Annotated in this window: 15 protein-coding genes; 5 read left to right on the top strand and 10 right to left on the bottom strand. The window is 73.8% G+C overall.

The annotated features are described in order from the left end of the window. Positions 1-164: 164 nt before the first annotated feature. Positions 165-716 (top strand): hypothetical protein, encoded by a 552-nt coding sequence (locus LV78_RS19160; protein ID WP_253846630.1) that lies wholly within the window; start codon positions 165-167, stop codon positions 714-716. 67 nt (positions 717-783) lie between these two features. On the opposite strand, the gene LV78_RS40840 is transcribed toward LV78_RS19160, so the two are convergent. After that, a complete protein-coding gene (locus LV78_RS40840; RefSeq protein WP_301306775.1) occupies positions 784-1,647 on the bottom strand; it encodes a Scr1 family TA system antitoxin-like transcriptional regulator in 864 nt (287 codons plus the stop codon). Further along, the gene (locus LV78_RS19140; protein WP_253846629.1) at positions 1,644-1,886 is read right to left on the bottom strand and encodes an HC3 family zinc finger protein; all 243 of its coding nucleotides are present in this window, start codon (positions 1,884-1,886) and stop codon (positions 1,644-1,646) included. Before LV78_RS19140 ends, LV78_RS40840 begins: the two co-directional genes overlap by 4 nt. Positions 1,887-2,130: 244 nt before the next feature. Here LV78_RS19140 and LV78_RS19135 point away from each other — a divergent pair, with 244 nt between their 5' ends. Both LV78_RS19135 and LV78_RS19130 read left to right on the top strand, forming a co-directional pair. Continuing rightward, positions 2,131-2,985: a helix-turn-helix domain-containing protein gene (locus tag LV78_RS19135; protein WP_253846628.1), complete on the top strand. Its 855-nt coding sequence runs from the start codon at positions 2,131-2,133 to the stop codon at positions 2,983-2,985. Between the two features lie 24 nt (positions 2,986-3,009). Beyond that, on the top strand, positions 3,010-3,189 hold the full coding sequence (locus LV78_RS19130; RefSeq protein ID WP_253846625.1) for a DUF397 domain-containing protein: 180 nt from the start codon (positions 3,010-3,012) through the stop codon (positions 3,187-3,189). Between the two features lie 158 nt (positions 3,190-3,347). On the opposite strand, the gene LV78_RS19125 is transcribed toward LV78_RS19130, so the two are convergent. From LV78_RS19125 to LV78_RS19105, 5 genes are all read right to left on the bottom strand, one after another. After that, complete coding sequence (locus LV78_RS19125; protein WP_253846623.1) at positions 3,348-4,505, bottom strand: RNA polymerase sigma factor; 1,158 nt, start codon at positions 4,503-4,505, stop codon at positions 3,348-3,350. Further along, positions 4,502-4,903, bottom strand: coding sequence for a YciI family protein (locus tag LV78_RS19120; protein ID WP_253846622.1), 402 nt, complete (start codon positions 4,901-4,903; stop codon positions 4,502-4,504). Before LV78_RS19120 ends, LV78_RS19125 begins: the two co-directional genes overlap by 4 nt. 141 nt (positions 4,904-5,044) lie before the next feature. Next, positions 5,045-6,118 (bottom strand): GDSL-type esterase/lipase family protein, encoded by a 1,074-nt coding sequence (locus LV78_RS19115; protein ID WP_253846621.1) that lies wholly within the window; start codon positions 6,116-6,118, stop codon positions 5,045-5,047. An 11-nt stretch (positions 6,119-6,129) separates the two neighbouring features. Then, positions 6,130-7,758 carry a cellulase family glycosylhydrolase gene (locus tag LV78_RS19110; protein WP_253846619.1) on the bottom strand — a complete coding sequence of 543 codons (1,629 nt, stop codon included), beginning with the start codon at positions 7,756-7,758 and terminating at the stop codon, positions 6,130-6,132. A gap of 283 nt (positions 7,759-8,041) precedes the next feature. Further along, positions 8,042-8,452, bottom strand: a complete 411-nt coding sequence (locus LV78_RS19105; protein ID WP_253846617.1) for a hypothetical protein — start codon at positions 8,450-8,452, stop codon at positions 8,042-8,044. A 535-nt stretch (positions 8,453-8,987) separates the two neighbouring features. Between LV78_RS19105 and LV78_RS19100 the strand changes: the two genes are divergently transcribed. Beyond that, a complete protein-coding gene (locus LV78_RS19100) occupies positions 8,988-9,950 on the top strand; it encodes an acetylxylan esterase (protein ID WP_253846616.1) in 963 nt (320 codons plus the stop codon). Between the two features lie 352 nt (positions 9,951-10,302). Here LV78_RS19100 and LV78_RS19095 read toward each other — a convergent pair whose 3' ends face one another. The 3 genes from LV78_RS19095 to LV78_RS19085 all read right to left on the bottom strand — a co-directional run bounded on the left by LV78_RS19095 (position 10,303) and on the right by LV78_RS19085 (position 14,842). Continuing rightward, positions 10,303-11,268, bottom strand: coding sequence for a hypothetical protein (locus LV78_RS19095; protein WP_253846615.1), 966 nt, complete (start codon positions 11,266-11,268; stop codon positions 10,303-10,305). 125 nt (positions 11,269-11,393) lie between these two features. Further along, positions 11,394-13,709, bottom strand: coding sequence for a beta-xylosidase/alpha-l-arabinosidase (locus tag LV78_RS19090; protein WP_253846613.1), 2,316 nt, complete (start codon positions 13,707-13,709; stop codon positions 11,394-11,396). A 56-nt stretch (positions 13,710-13,765) separates the two neighbouring features. Next, the gene (locus LV78_RS19085; RefSeq protein WP_253846611.1) at positions 13,766-14,842 is read right to left on the bottom strand and encodes a LacI family DNA-binding transcriptional regulator; all 1,077 of its coding nucleotides are present in this window, start codon (positions 14,840-14,842) and stop codon (positions 13,766-13,768) included. 267 nt (positions 14,843-15,109) lie between these two features. On the opposite strand from LV78_RS19085, the gene LV78_RS19080 reads away from it, so the two are divergent. Further along, the gene (locus LV78_RS19080) at positions 15,110-16,153 is read left to right on the top strand and encodes a LacI family DNA-binding transcriptional regulator (RefSeq protein ID WP_253846610.1); all 1,044 of its coding nucleotides are present in this window, start codon (positions 15,110-15,112) and stop codon (positions 16,151-16,153) included. Position 16,154 lies beyond the last annotated feature (1 nt).

Raw genomic sequence — 16,154 nt, 5'->3', positions numbered from 1 at the left:
AGGGTGGTTGGTTTGGCGGAGGCGGTCACCGAGCAGGACACCCCGGCCCACCTGAGCCTGATCGTGGCCGAACGCCTGCGGATGGGGGCCGCGCTGAACCGGGGGCGGACGCCGCGCCTGGCCGCCGGAGAGCGGGTGGTGGCACTCAGGCAGGCGGGGAGCGGGTGGCGGCACTCGGGCAGGCGGGCGGGCAGCAGGTCGGGGCGCTGTCCTGCGGGCAGCGGGCGCACGGGCAGGTGCGGACGGCGGGCGCGAGTGGCGAGCGCACGGGCGGATGCGGGCGGCGAGCGCGAGTGGCGAGCGCACGGACGGGCGCGGGCGACGGGCGCGAGTGGCGAGCGCACGGACGGGCGCGGGCGACGGGCGCGAGTGGTGAGCGCGCGTGGCAGGCGCACGGACGGGTGCGGGCGGTGGGCGACGTGGGCAGCCCGGTCGCGGTGCACCACCGGTTGCCCGGACCGCGCCGGGGGCGGGTTCCGGAGGGGTGCGAGTTCGTGCACGAGAGCCGCGTCCAGGCATTATCGCTGGTGGCGGTGGCGGTGGCGGTGGCGGTGGCGGTGGCGACGGTGGCGGCGACGGCGGCAGAGCTGGCGACGGCAGAGGTGGCGGCGGCAGTCACAGCGCGATCGCCGGTCACATCCGTCGTGGTGGGCGGAGTAGAGGCGCTGCCGTCCGGAGCGATGAACCTGCCGGTTGCTGGCGGCCTAGCGGCCTAGCGGCCTGGTGACCTGCTGATCGGCTCCGCCCCCAACCCCGCCCCCGCTCCCCGGTTCCGCCGCCACCTCACGCGCAGTTCCACCCCATCAGCTCCCACATGTCCCGCCCGACGATCGCCAGGTCGTGCATCCGGTCGAAGTACGCCACGTGCGCCCGCACGTCCTCCTCGTCGGTGATCACCACGCTGCCCGACAGCAGCTCCACCACCACCATCCGGTCGTCCAGCGCCCGGAACCCGGTGTCCGCCGCCCGCGTCTCCAGCGCCCCGAACGGCAGGACGCCGAACTGGACCTTGCCGCCGTCCGCCGTCCGGATGCGGGCCGCCTGGCGCGGGCAGCGGGCCACGCCCTCCGGGACCACGACCTGCACGGTGCGGAGCACCGCGTTGTCCGACGGCAGGTCGGGCACGGCCGTCGCCGCGTACACCTTGATCACCTCCGCCGCCTGCTCGGCCCGCGCCACCTGGGCCTGCGCGCGGGACTCGGTGCGGTTCAGCACGGCCTCGCGGTGGCGGGCCTCCTCGGCGACCTGCTCGGCCAGGCGCAGCGCCCGGTCCCGCACCTCGCCCGCCACCCGGTAGCCGTCCACGAGCCGCAGCACGTCGTCCACCTTCGGCACGAGCCTGCCGTTCTCCAGCTTCGACACCTTCGACTGGCTCATCCCGGCCCGCTCCCCCGCCACCCGCCCCGGCAGCTGCGCCTGGACGCGGCACGCGTGCAGCAGCGCCGCCAGCTCCTCCCGCCGCGCCCGCGCCTCGCCGAAACCGACCACCACGCCACCCCCCTGCTCCCCGGTCCCGCGCATCGGGACCCCCTTCGCCTCCAGCACCCTGCGGATCGAGCGGGCCGAGCGCCCGGTGAGCGTCGTCAGCGCGCGCACCGTCCGCCCCCTCGTGTACTCGTCCTGCACGAACTCCTCGAACTGCGTCATCTCCCGCTCTCCTCCAGACCCCGACCGGTCGGCCGGGGGTAGGGCTGGATGCCCTCGTGCTCGCGCCAGGCCAGATCGCACCCCGCGCACGTCGGCCAGCACCACTGCGGGTACGCGGGCGAGGACGGCACGACCAGCCCGATCCCGCACAGCGTCACCCCCTCGTCCCGCACCTCCAGCCGCGCGCTGACCGCGTGCCGCCGACCCTCGTGCGGCAGCCACCGGAACGACCGCGACACCCGCCCACCCCCAGTTCTGCGCTGTTCACGGGCCGTCCCGGCACCCGCGCCCCCACCCCCGGAACCCGGTCCGCCCCCCGTGCGGACGCCACCCGGCGGGGTGGGGTCGCCGGGTGGTCAAAAACAAAAATAACTGTGCACGTGCAGGTTGAGAAGTACACAATTGGGTGAGGTGCAGATGTACCGCTGTGCGGCACACTTGATGCCGCACAACGCATTCCGACCGGGAAGCTGAGGTGGCCTCATGCCGGGAAGTGGCGCGAGTCCGACGGTCTACAAGCGACAGTTGGGGCTGGCGCTCGCCTCGATGCGGGAGGAGGCCGGGTTCACCGCGGAGCGGGTCGCCAAGGTCCTGGAGTGCTCCGTGGCGAAGATCCGGCGGATCGAGGCGGGCGACGTGAGCGTGCGCGCCGCCGAGCTGAACGCCCTGATGGACCACTACGGGGCCACCAAGCAGGCGCGCAAGCACATCGAGGAGCTGGGGCGGCAGGCGCGGAAGCGGGCGCCGAGGACGGCGTACGGGTCGGTGCTGCCGGACTTCTTCCGGAAGTTCTTCAACCTGGAGCAGATCGCCACGGAGGTGCTCCGCTACCACGGTGAGCTGGTCCCCGGTCAGCTCCAGACCCCGGACTACGCCCGAGCGCTCCTGGACGCGAACCCGCTCCAGGAGGAGCAGGAGCTGGACCGCCTGGTCCAGGCGCGGCAGGTGCGCCAGAGCAGGCTGGTCGACCCGGCGGCGACGCAGCGGCTGCACATCGTGCTGCACGAGGCGGCGATCAGGACCGTGGTCGGCAGCCCCGAGGTGATGAAGCACCAGCTCCTGCACCTGAAGAAGCTGGCCGGGCTCCAGAACATCACGGTGCAGATCATCCCGTTCAGCGCGGGCGCGCACGCGGCGACGGGCTTCCCGTTCGTGCTGCTCCGCTTCCCGGACAACCTGGCGAACGTGGTGTACCTGGAGAACCTGACCACGGCCGCCTCCGTCGACGAGCCGACGCACGTCGCGCAGTACGAGATGGTCTTCCGCCACGTGGCCGGGGCAGCCCTGTCACCCGCGAAGAGCAGCGCACTCCTGGCTACAGTGGCGAACGAACTGTAGATCAGGAAGGACGGTGCAGCCCTGATGGAGGACTTCACCTGGCGCAAGTCGAGCTACAGCGGGGGCAACGGCGGGGACTGCGTCGAACTGGCGCAGACCCCCGCCCACCTGCTGGTCCGCGACTCCAAGAACCCCGGCGGCCCGGTACTGGGCTTCGGGCACGAGGCGTTCGCGGGTTTCGTCACGGCGCTGAAGAACGCGTGACCGACGGCCCCCGGCGCCGGACCCGCCGGGGGCCCACCACCGACGTCCACCCGCCGCGAACGCGCGGACGAAGGCCGCCTGACCGCCCCTCGGTGCGGTGCCACGCACCGAGGGGACCAGGCACCGACGCGGCCGAACGGCCGGGCCCCGCCCCCGCCTCACCCCAACCCCGCCGCCTTCGCCAGCAGGTGCTGCCGCTCCGCCGTGCTGGTCGTCCGCGCCGCGGCGGCCCGGTAGTGCCGGACCGCCGCCTCCCGGTCGCCCGCCCGCTCGTGCAGGTGCGCCTTCACCGCGTCCAACCGGTGGTGCCCCGCCAGCGCCTCCTCCAGCTCACCCACCAGCGTGAACCCCGCCTCAACCCCGTGCACCACCGACGCCGCCACCGCGCGGTTCAGGGCGATCACCGGGTTGCCGGTCATCCGGACCAGCAGGCCGTACATCGCGAGGATCTGCGGCCAGTCCGTGTCCTCCGCCCGCGCGGCGTCGTCGTGGAGCGCCGCGATCGCCGCCTGGAGCTGGTACTGCCCCACCCGCCCCCGCGACACCGCCCGCACGACCAGGGCCGCGCCCTCCTCGATCAGCTCCCGGTCCCACCGCCCCCGGTCCTGCTCGGCCAGCGGCACCAGCGCGCCGTGCTCGCCCAGCCGCGCCGGGCGCCTGGCGTGGGTCAGCAGCATCAGCGACAGCAGGCCCGCCGCCTCGCCGTCGTCCGGCCGGGCGGCCACGACGGCGCGCGCCAGGCGGATCGCCTCCTCGGCCAGGTCCACCCGACCCGGATGGGTGTAGCCCTCGTTGAACAGCAGGTACAGCACGTGCAGCACCTGCGGAAGCCGCGCCTCGGGGTCCCCCAGCGGCTCCACGCGGATCCTGCGCTTCGCCCGGCTGATCCGCTGCGCCACCGTCGCCTCCGGCAGCAGGTGCGCCTCCGCGATCGCCGCCGTCGTCAGCCCGGCCACCGCCCGCAGGGTCAGCGCGATCGCCGACGCGGGCGGCAGGTCCGGGTGGCAGCACAGGAACAGCAGCAGCAGGGTGTCGTCCCGGTCCGGGACGGCCTCGGCGGGCACGTCCTCCGCGAACGCCTCCTCACGCCTGCGCCGCGCCTGATCACCGCGCGCCCGGTCCACGAGCTTGCGCCAGGCCACCGCGATCAGCCACGCCCGCAGGTCGTCCGGCGGCACCGGCAGGGCCAGCGCCTTGACCAGCGCCTCCTGCACCGCGTCCTCCGCGTCCGCGAACCCCGCCCCGCGCCGCACCAGCGCCCCGAGGACCCGCGGCGCGACCTCGCGCAGCAGGTCCTCGGGCACCGCCCAGCTCACCCGTCCTGCGGTTCCGGGGCGCCCATCACGGCCCTGACCTCGATCGGCTGGCCGAGCGGGACGCCACGGGGACCGGGGGCGGCGGAGGCCAGGGCCGCGATCTCCAGCGCCCGCGCCTCCGACTCCACGTCCACCACCCAGTACCCGGCGATGAACTCCTTCGCCTCGGGGAACGGCCCGTCCGTCACCACGGGCGCGCCGTCGCCGGTCGCGACGACGACCTTGGCCGCCTGCGCCAGCCCCTGGGCGTCGACCAGCTCGCCGCGCTCGGCCAGCTCACCGCCGAAGCGCCGCTGGAACTCGATGTGGGCCGCGACGTCCGCCGGGTCCCACTCGGGCATCGGGGTGTCGCAGGTGGCGGTGGCGCCGTAGTTCATCAGGAGCAGGAACTTGGCCATGGCGGTCCTCCGGGTGCTCGGTCCGACGCCCATCCTGGCGTCGTCGTCCGGGGGACGGGGCGGCCCCGCCGTTCTCGACACCCCGAAGGAGTGACCTGAGCCACACCACCAGGGCGTCGAGAACGGCCGGGGGCCGCCGGTTCAGCTCTTCGTGCAGCTCGCCGACGGCGTCCACGACGCGGGGTCGCCGTTGATGATGACCCCGGCCGTGGCCGACCCGGCGGGCGCGACCGCGCCGTTCCAGGCCGCGTTCGCCACGGTCGCCACCGAGCCGCTGGTGGTCGCCGTGCCGTTCCACGCCTGCGCCACGCTCATGCCGCTGCCGAGCGCGAACCGCACGGTCCACGCCGAGGAGGCGACGGTGCTGGTGTTGCGGAAGACCACGTCGGCCTGGAACCCGCCCTGCCACCGGTTGACCACGGTCACCGACGCCGCGCAGCTGCCGGTGGGCGGCGGGATCGTGGTGGTCGTGGTGGAACCGCCGGTCGTGGTCGTGGGCAGCACCCCGCCGAGCGCGTCCCGCAGCACCGGGAACCACCGGTTCGCGATCTTCCGGTCGCCCGACGCGTTCGGGTGCACGCCGTCGTAGGTGTCGGTGGCGGTGTCGAAGCCGGTCCACTGGTCCACCACCACGATCGGCGACGCGGCCGTGGTCTTCGACGTCGCCCACGGCTGGATCGCCGCGTTGAACGCCACCACGCGCTGCCCGCAGTCGGCGCACTGCGGCGTCCCCATCGGGATCAGCTTGGCGATCAGGATCCGCATCGCCGGGTTCTGCGCCCGCATCTGGTCCACGAGCTTGCCGTAGGCGGCCAGGATCGTCGCGGGCGCGATGTTGCTCCACACGTCGTTGGTGCCGAAGTGCATCACCACGACGTCCGGGCTGGTGGCCTGCAACCAGGGCACGAGCTGGTTCTGGTTGGCCACGTTGGTGACCAGGAGCCCGCCGTGCCCCTCGTTGTCCCCGTCGTGGGGGATGCCGCACCCCTGCGACGGGAGCGTTCCCACGAAGTCGGTGTTCGTGTAGCCGGCGGCCTTCAGGTCGACGTCGAGCAGCGCGCGCCAGCAGCCGGGCGAGCCGGTGATGGAGTCGCCGAGCGGCATGATCCGCACCGGCGCGACGGCGGCGGCCTGCGAGGCGGGGGTCGAGATCAGGAAGCCGCACACCAGGGCCAGCGCGGAGAGCAGGGCGGCCAGGGCCGCTTTCCTCGTCATCTCGGGTCTCCTCACGCCGTGGCGCACGACGCGCCGTTGAGGGTGAACGCGGTGGGGGCGGCGTTCGCGCCGGTGACGCTGCCGGTGAAGCCGACGCTGACCGAGCCGCCCGCCGGGATGTCCGCCGTGTAGGAGGCGTTGGCCACGCTCAGGTTCGCACCGGACTGGGTGGGCGTGCCACCCCACATGCTGCTCACGGTCTGCGCGCCGGGCCACGTCCAGCGCAGCACCCAGCCCTTGACGGCGGCGGTCCCGGTGTTGGCGATCTTCACCTCGCCCTGGAAGCCGCCGGTCCACTGGCCGGTGACGCGGTAGGTGATCGCGCAGGGGCCGACGGGGCTGCCGGGGAGCGTGGTGACCACGACCGAGCCGGAGCGGGTGGAGCGGTTGCCCGCCGCGTCGCGCGCGTACACCGCGAGGGTGTGCGCGGTGGCGGCGGTCAGGCCGGTCAGGGTGGCGGAAGTCGTCGCGGTGGAGGCGAGGGCGGTCTCGGTCGTGCCGCTGATCCGCACCACGTCGTAGCCGGTGACGCCGACGTCGTCGGTGGACGCGGCCCAGCGCAGCACCGCGCCGGAGGAGGTGACCGACGACGCGGTGGGCGTGCCGGGCGCGGTCGGCGCCTGGGTGTCGCCGCCACCGCCGCCGTACACGCTGGCCTCGCGCGAGGTGGCCTTGATCCCGTTGGCCCCGTTGAAGGTCCGCTGCCCCCAGGCGCTCAGCTGAGCGGCGTTGAAGTTGACCGCGAGGTCCAGGTACTCGACGCCGCCGCCGTTGCCGCTCCACGACCACGCGAGGTAGCCGAGCCGCAACCGCTGCGCGGCGGCGAAGATGGCGTCCTCGTTGGGGTCGCCGTCCGAGTGCATGTCGCCGAACTCGCCGACCGCGATGGGCAGACCGGCCGCGACGAACCGGCCGAGGTAGTCGTCAACCTCGGCGGCGGTGTCGAACACGCCGTACATGTGGATGGAGAAGATCGTGTTGCGCTGCGGGTCGGCGGCGAACACCGAGGCGGCGTTGTCGCGCATGGTGAACGCCCAGTCCTGGCCCCAGTTCGGCGCGTCCACCATGATCGTGTGCGTGAAGCCCTCGGCGCGCAGCCTGGTCAGGGCCGAGCGGGTGTCGGCGGTCCACGCCGCGTACCCGGTGTTGCCGTACGGCTCGTTGCCGATGTTGAGGATCGCGTACTTCTCCTGGCCGACGAGCGCGCTCTTGACGCCCACCCAGTAGTCCACGGCCTTGGACAGCGGGATCGCGCCGCTCTGCTCGCCGTACCCGGTGGTGTCGTGCACCTCCAGCACGCAGATCAGCCGGTTCGCCTTGCACTGGGCGATGACGTCCGCGACGTCGGCGGCGTCGTTGCGGGTCCAGCGGTCGCCGCTGGCGAGCACGACCCGGACCGAGTTGGCCCCCAGCGCCTTGACGTCGGCGAGCGCCTGCCGGGTGCGGGTGGGGTACCAGGTGTGGGCGTGGTTGACGCCGCGCAGGACGAAGTCGTTCCCGTTGGCGTCAACCAACCTCCCGCCGCTGATGGTGAACCCGGCGGCGGCCGAGGGGGCGGCTTCGGCGGGAGCGGGAGGTGGGGCGGTGAAGGCGGAGAGCAGGAGCGCCGCGGCAGCCGCGAGCGCGATTCGGGTGCGCATGGTGGGTGACCTCGCGTGGTGTCGGCGTTGACGTGCGAGCTGGTTGGTGCGAGCGCGCGGCGGCGAGGACGGCTCGGTCCGAGCCAAGCAATGAACCGATCAAGTGTCAATCAGCCGGTTCCGGTGCCCACTGGGCGGATCGGCGCAACCGGAAACCCTGCGGGCACGGGAAAAGCCCGCTGCCCCGGTGAGGCCTCGGGTGTGGTGGGGCACCCGGCGGCGGCGTGCCGGGCGGCGGGACGGGGCAGCGGGCGGTTCAGCGGTCAGGCCGGAACGGGCCCGGTCAGTAGTCGGGGCAGAGGTTCTCGCGCACCACGGAGAGCACCGAGGCCGCCGTCTGGCTGTCGAACGCCTCGGGGTCGTTCGGCGGGCTGAAGCGCTCGCGCACCAGCGCGGTCAGGCGGACCTGGTCGTTGCCCATGTTGGGCACGTCCACGCACAGCTCGCGCCCCTTGAGCACGGCCTTGTCCGTCTTGCCGCCGGTGATCCGGGGATCGATGACGTCGAGCGCCGTGATGTAGGCCCGCGTGGTCGCCTCGTCGGGGGCGGGCGGCATCCCGGTGGGGCGCGGGGTCGTGGTCGTGCTCGCCAGGACGCCGACGGCCCTCGGCGAGGGTGTCGACGGCGCCTCCTGGGCGCAGCCGCCGACGAGCGCCAACGCGCCCAGGGCAAGGGCAACACCTGTTCGATTCACGCCGTGAGCGTCGCGGACCGATCGCTCCGCGTTACCGGTACCGCACCGATTCTGGGGTTCGCGCGCAGCCGGGAAAACCCCTCAGGACAACGTTCTCGCACGGTGCACCAACGATTCCGGGGTGATCACGTCGAGCGACGACGTCCGGTCCCCGCACGACCGCGCAGGGCGCGGGGCGATCAGCGCGGGCGGCGCGCGTCGGACCGGTTGGCAGAACGCCGGATCGTCCAGGGCGACCAGCGGAGGCCTCGGCGGTGCGGCCGAAACGCTTTCACCCGTGGAAACCAGCGCGACGCCCCCTCGTGACCGAGAGCGACGACCCACCGCCCCACGAGCACCGCTCCAGCCTTCCGCTCACCGGGAATTCGCAGGAGCACCCCGTTACCACCCGCAAGAGCGCGGGTGCGGGAAGCCGCAGGGCGCTCGCTCACCTCGGACCGCCCGCGTGGTGATCGCGAAGTCGGTCCCGCTGGACGCGCCGAGCGCGGGACTAGGGTGATCGGACCGCCAGACGACGAGTGAGTGGAGACCGCCGATGCCGTGGTTCGACCTGCCCGAGGCGGAGCTGGCGCAGTACCGGACCCCCACCCAGGAGCCGACCGGCCTCGACGCCTGGTGGGCCGAGCGCCTGGCAGACGCCAGGGCACTGGCGAAGCCGGTGACGACCATCCCGCACGAGGAGTCCGCGTACGGCCCGCTGAGCGTGCTGGACGTCGAGTTCTCCGGCGCGCTGGGCGACCGCGTCCGCGCCTGGCACCTGCGCCCCGCAGGCGCAGACCCGCTGCCCACCGCCGTGGTGTTCATCGGCTACGGCGGCGGCCGGGGCACCCCCACCGAGCACGCCTGGCTGGCGGCGGCGGGCTACGGCGTCCTCGTGGTCGACACCAGGGGCCAGGGCGGCAAGTGGACCACCGGCGCGACCCCCGACTCGGCCCCGTCCGGCCCGTCGCACCCCGGTTTCATGACGCGCGGGATCACCTCACCCGAGACCTACTACTACACCCGCCTGATGACCGACGCCGCCCTGGCGGTGGACGTCGCGGCCGACCTGGACGGCGTGGACCCGGACCGCATCGCCGTCCTGGGTTCGAGCCAGGGCGGCGGCCTGGCACTGGCAGCGGCGGCCCTGAACCCGACCAAGGTCAAGGTGTGCCACGCGGACGTGCCGTTCCTGTGCGACTTCCAGCGCGCCATCACCCTGACCGGCGCCGACCCGTACGCCGAGATCGCGAACTTCCTGGCCCACAACGTCGCGCTGGTGGACCAGACCCGCGAAACCCTCCGCTACGTGGACGCGGCCCTGCTGGCCAAGCGCATCACCGCGACCAGCCTGCTGAGCGCAGGCCTGATGGACGAGGTCTGCCCCCCGTCCACGGTCTTCGCCGCCTACAACGAGATCACCGCCCCGAAGCAGATCGAGGTGTTCCCGTTCAGCGGCCACGCGGTCCCGAGAACCCACGACGAGGTGAAGCTCAAGCACCTGCGCGCCCACCTCTGACCAAACCACCGCGCCAGATCTCGCACTAGCGGGCTGCGGGGCGAGCGCAGCGAGCCCGCAGCACAGCCACCCGCGTCCCTCGTCTCCGTTTGGCCTGGCGAAGCCCGAGCGCAGGTGTCAAGACGCCGCCGCACCGCGCGGCAGACTGCCTGGTCACACGGCGTCTTGACGCCTGTGCTTGCCTGAAAGGAGGCCAAACGGAGACGAGGGACCCCGCCCACCGCAGGGGTAAACCGCACCACCCCCGAAACAGCCACCGGCCGGCAGAGCTCGTCCCCCTCGTTTTTGGAGGCCTGCCCCGCCGGCGAGGCGAGCCCTTCAGCTCTTGATCTTGCCCTTCACTCCCGCCTACCTAAAGCAGCCCGAACCGCTTCAGCACGTCCCCCAACGGCTCCCGCCCAGCCCCCAACCGGTCGCTGAGCGGTTGCCACCGCTCACCCCCGACCTCCGGCAGCGGCTCGACCTCCCCGCGCCCCGCCAACTCCTCGTGCGCCAGCAGCAGCACCTCAGCCGCCACCCGCAACCACAAACAATCCAACGCCTCCCCGCGCAACTCGCTCCACGCCCGGTGGTCGGAGTGCCGCAGCAACGGCAACCAGCGCAGCATCGGATCGCGCCGGGCCTCCCACAACAACTCCTCCGCGAACTGCCGCAGATCGCGCGCCTGGACCGGCACGACCTCCAACAACGCCCCCAGCTCACCGGAAACGTCCCCGCTCCCGCCCCCGCTTTCGCCCTCACCCACGCCGACGCCGACGCCGACGCCGACGCCGACGCCGACGCCGACGCCCACGCCCACGCCCCCGATCACCCGAGGCAAATACCGCCCCGAGAGCGCGCACAGCACAACCGCCCGCTTCCGCCGCAAGTGCAACAACCGCGGCGTCCGATCAACCCCGGCCCGGTGCTCCCGCTCAACCTCGTGCAGGTCCAACAACTGCCACGACGAGTACAGGAACCCGTTCCACCAAGGCCCGCGCCCACCACCACCCCGCTCGTGCGGGTGCTCCTCCACCTCGTCGGCGCAGTCCCGCAACCGCCCCTCGCGCACGGCCGCGCGCATCTCGCGCCGCCGGTCCAGATGCCCGTCCGGCAGCACATCCACCCGCCGCCGCCCCTCATCGCCCCCACCCGGAACGACCCGGTACAGCGGCACCAGCAACCGGCTCCGGTGCAACTCCCCCAACCGCGCGAGGTCGAGCCGGTGCCCGCGCAGCAGCGCCTCGCCGATGAACCCGGCGCTGTCGAGCAACCGGTCCTGGGTGAACACCCCCGCCATCCGGGCGAGCGCGAGCACACCGCGCGCCCCGTCAGCCATATCTTCCCCACCCCAACCGCCCAACCGGGCGACGAGGCTACCCAAACAGGTGAAACCAATTCCCGCAGGGGGCCGCGCGGGTCCACCGCCAGGTCCCCGCGCGGCCCGTCCTGGGAGGTGAGCGATCAGCCGCTCACCACTTCGACCTCGACCGGGGTCACCAGCACCCGGTCGTGGCCGACGACCCTGGTCCCGCCGAGCAGCCGCACCGACCGCTCCCACCGCACGTCCTCGCTGGAGCACCCGACGAGCAGCCGCAACTCCCCCGGCTCGACGATCCGCACCCCGTCCCGCCCGGTGAACGAGGTCCGGTCGGCGTGCACCCGGAACACCACCCGCGCGACCTCACCGGGCTCCAGCTCCACGCGCGCGAACCCGACGAGCTGCCGCCTCGGCCGGACCACCGAGGCGACCGGGTCGTGCAAGTACAGCTGCACCACCTCGCCACCCGCCACCGCCCCGGTGTTCGCCACCTCCAGCGACACCACCAGCTCGGTCTCGAACTCCTCCGCCGCGGCGAACCCGCTCAACTCGAAGCTCGTGTACGACAACCCGTGCCCGAAGGGGAACAGCGGCGTCGGGTCGGCCGAGCTGATCGAGCTCGGCCCGCCGAGCTGGGGCCGCAGGTACGTCGACGGCTGCCCCGCCGGTCCGCGCGGCACCTGCACCGGCAGCTTCCCGGAGGGGTTCACCCGCCCGCTGAGCACACCCGCGACCGCGCCCGCGCCCTCCTCGCCGGGGAAGAACGCCTGCACCACCGCAGCCGCCCGGTCCGTCGCGGGCCCGAGCGCGTAGGGCCGCCCGGTCAGCAGGACCAGCACCACCGGCCGCCCGCAGTCCAGCAGCTCCGCCAGCAGCTCCCCCTGCACCCCCGGCAGCTCCAGGTCCTCCGCGTCGCACCCCTCGCCGGAGGTGCCGCGCCCGAACAGCCCCGACCGGTCCCCCAGCACCGCGAGCACCACGTCGGCCCCCTCGGCCAACCGCACCGCCTCGGCGAACCCGCCCCGGTCCATCCCGCTCACCTCGCAACCGGGCGCGGTCACCACCTCGGCGTCGGGGAACTCCGCGCGCACCGCCTGCGCCGCCGTGGCCATCTCCACGCCCAGCGGCACCTCCGGGTGCTGCACGCCGACGTGGTTGGCGAACGAGTAGCAGCCCATCAGCGCGAGCAGGTCGTCCGCGCACGGCCCGACCACCGCGATCCGGGACGCCCCGGCCAGCGGCAGCACCCCGTCGTTGCGCAGCAGCACCACGGACCGCTCGGCGATCCGCCGCGCCAGCGCGCGCAGGTGCGGCGGGTCCAGGTCCACCGGCTCGCCGCGCAGCACCGCGGGCGACTCCGGCTTCCAGTCCGCGTCGAGCAGCCCCAGCTCGCACTTCTGGGTGAGCACCCGCGTCACAGCGGTGTCGACGTGCTCGACGGGCACCTCCCCCGAGCGCACCAGCGCGGCCAGCGGCTCGCCGTAGCAGCGCACGCTCGGCAGCTCCACGTCCACGCCCGCCGCCAGTGCCAGCGCCGCCGCGGCCCCCGGCGAGTCCGCGACCCCGTGCGCGGTCTCCAGGAACGACACCCCGAAGTAGTCCGCCACCACCGTCCCGGTGAACCCCCACCGCTCCCGCAGCAGCCCGGTCAGCAGCGCCCGGTCCGACGCGGGCGGCACCCCGTCCACGTCGGCGTAGGAGTGCATGACCGACCGCGCCCCGCCCTCCCGCAGCGCCATCTCGAACGGCACCAGCACCACGTCGGCGAACTCGCGCGCCCCGATCGCCACCGGCGCGTGGTTGCGCCCGCCGCGCGAGGCCGAGTACCCGGCGAAGTGCTTGAGCGTGGCCACCACCCCGGCCGACTCCAGCCCCCGCGTGTAGGCGGCCCCGATCAGCCCGACCAGGTACGGGTCCTCGCCGATGGTCTCCTCGACCCGCCCCCACCGGTAGTCGCGGGTCACGTCGAGCACCGGTGCGAGCCCCTGGTGCACGCCGACGTCGCGCAGCTGCGCGCCGATGCCCTCGGCCATCGCCCGCACCGAGTCAGGGTCGAAGCTCGCGCCCCAGGCCAGCGGCACCGGGAACACGGTGGCCTGCCAGGCGGTGAACCCGGCCAGGCACTCCTCGTGCGCCATCGCGGGCACGCCGAAGCGGCTGCCCGCGACGAGCCTGCGCTGGGTCTCGGTCAGCGCCCGCGCGCCGAGCAGCGGGTCGACCGGTCCGGTGCCGAAGACGCGGGTGAGCTGGCCGAGCCCCGGCTTGGTCAGCTCGTCCCACGGCGGCAGCGGCTCGGCGAAGTCGTGCTGCGCCGGGGCGACCTCGGCCCCGTCGCTCGACGCGCCCACCCACACCCCCACCAGCTGCGCGAGCTTCTCCTCCAGGGTCAGCTCGGCCAGCAGCGCGGCGACCCGCTCGGCGACCGGCCGGGCCGGGTCCCCCCAGGTGTTCACGTGCACCGCTTCTCCTCCACGCGCTTCTCCTCCACCCGCCCGCGCGGTCGCGGGCTGTCCGTTCACCGGCGCGCCCCGGTCGAGGCGCGGACGACGAGTTCGGTGGCCAGCTCGACCCGCTGGGCCCCGAGCGGGCGGCCCGCGACCAGGTCGGCGAGCATCCGGCCCGCGTGCCTGCCCATCTCGGCCAGCGGCTGGCGCACCGTGGTGAGCGCGGGCGACGACCACACCGCGACGGGCAGGTCGTCGAAGCCGACGACGCTCAGCGCCTCCGGGACCGGCAGGCCCGCCACGCGGGCGGCCTCGATGACGCCGAGCGCCTGCTCGTCGTTGCCCGCGAACACGGCGGTGGGCGGGTCGGGCAGGGCGAGCAGCCCGGTGGCGGCGCGCATGCCACCCCCGTGCCGGAAGTCGCCGTGCCTGACCAGGGCGGGGTCGACGCCGATGCCCGCGCGGTCGAGCGCGGCGCGGTAGCCGTCGACGCGGGCGCGGCTGCACAGCAGTCCGGGCGGCCCGCCGATGGCGGCGATGCGGCGGTGGCCCAGTTCGAGGAGGTGCTCGGTGGCGGCCAGGCCGCCCGCCCAGTTCGCGGCGCCGACGCTGGGCACGTCGGGCGGGGGCAGGTCGACCGGGTCGATGACGACGACGGGGACGCGGGAGGCGGCGAGCAGGCGGCGGTCCGCCTGGGTGAGGCGGGAGGTGACCACGAGCGCGCCCGCGCGGCGGGCCTCGACCAACCGGGCGGCCCAGCTCTCCCTCGGCGCACCCGCGCCGCCCTGGCCCGAACCACCCCGCCCCGACCCGCCCTGTCCCGAACCGCTCTGCCCCGAACCGCCCTGCCCCGCGCCTGCCCCGGTCAGCCCGGTGGACGAGACCACGACGTGCAGCCCTGAGTCGACCACGCCCCGGATGACCTCGACCGCCCACGGGCTCTCCAGCGCGGTGAACACCAGGTCCACCAGCGCGCCCGACGCGGCGCGCCGGGCGCCGACCGGGACGTAGTCGTACTCGTCGAGCAGCCTGCGCACGCGCGCCCTGGTCTCGGCGCCGACGTCGTCCTTGCCGTTCAGCACCTTGGAGACCGTCGGCAGGGACACCCCGGCGGCTGCGGCGATGGTGGCCAGCGTGGCTCGACGCATGATGCCGATAGTATCGAAACCATCTCGAAACACAAGGGTACGCATTTACCCTGATCAGGGTGCCATTAGCCACCACTCAGACCTGCTTGACACCGGGATGCAACAACCCTAGGGTCCTTTGCTGCCGAATGTTTCGGACAGGCCACCGCGCCCACCGGGGCCGACAGTTTTTGCGGGCCCGCCGATTTTTTCGACCGCGCCCGACGGCCGCCGCCCACGTCCCGGTGAACCGGCGAAACCACCCGTGACCTGCCGTAGACTGCGGCCATGCCGACCAAAGCCGAGTCGTCGTCCTCGGGCAGCACCGCTTCGGGCAAGGTGACGATCGCGGACATCGCCGCCGAGGCCGGGGTGTCGGTCCCGACAGTTTCAAAGGTGATGAACGGCCGCGCCGACGTCGCCGCCACCACCCGCGAGCGGGTCGAGGAGATCATCCGCAGGCACGGCTACCAGCGGCGCGCCGACGAGCGCTCCCGCCGGTCCAACCTGGTGGAGCTGATGTTCCACGAGCTGGAGAGCGCCTGGGCGCTGGAGATCATCCGGGGCGCGGAGCAGGTCGCCTCGGACAGCGGGCTCGCGCTCGTGCTGTCCGAGTCGCAGGGCCGCACCACCCCAGGCCACGGCTGGCTGGAGGGCGTCATCGCGCGCCGCCCGCTCGCGGTGATCAGCGTCTTCTCCGACCTGACCGGCCAGCAGCTGGCCAAGCTGCGCGCCAGGGACATCCCGGTCGTCGTGGTCGACCCGATCGGCGAGCCCGACCTGGACACGCCGTCGATCGGCGCGACCAACTGGAACGGCGGCCTCACCGCCACCCGGCACCTGATCGAGCTCGGCCACCGCCGCATCGCCATGATCGGCGGCCCCGAGCGGGTGCTGTGCAGCCGCGCCCGCGTCGACGGCTACCGCGCCGCGCTGGAGACCGCCGGGCTGCGGGTGGACCCCGAGCTGATCCGCTACGGCGACTTCCACGTCGAGTCCGGCCGCGCCCAGTTCGCGCCGCTGCTGGAGCTGCCCGACCCGCCGACGGCGGTGTTCGCGGGCAGCGACCTGCAGGCGCTGGGCGTCTACGAGGCCGCCCGCGCCGCCGGGCTCAAGGTCCCCGACGACCTGAGCGTCGTCGGGTTCGACGACCTCCCGGTCGCCCAGTGGGTGGGCCCGCCGCTGACCACCGTCCGCCAGCCCTTGCAGGACATGGCCGCGGCGGGCACCCGTCTCGCCATCACGCTGGCAAGGGGTGACGAGCCCGAACACCGCCGAATCGAGCTCGCCACGTCCCTCGTCGTGCGGCAGAGCACCGCACGGCCGCGCTAGG

Source organism: Actinosynnema pretiosum (genome assembly GCF_024171695.1).
Taxonomy (GTDB): Bacteria; Actinomycetota; Actinomycetes; order Mycobacteriales; family Pseudonocardiaceae; genus Actinosynnema; species Actinosynnema pretiosum.
This window is presented reverse-complemented; position numbering and strand designations above follow the sequence as displayed.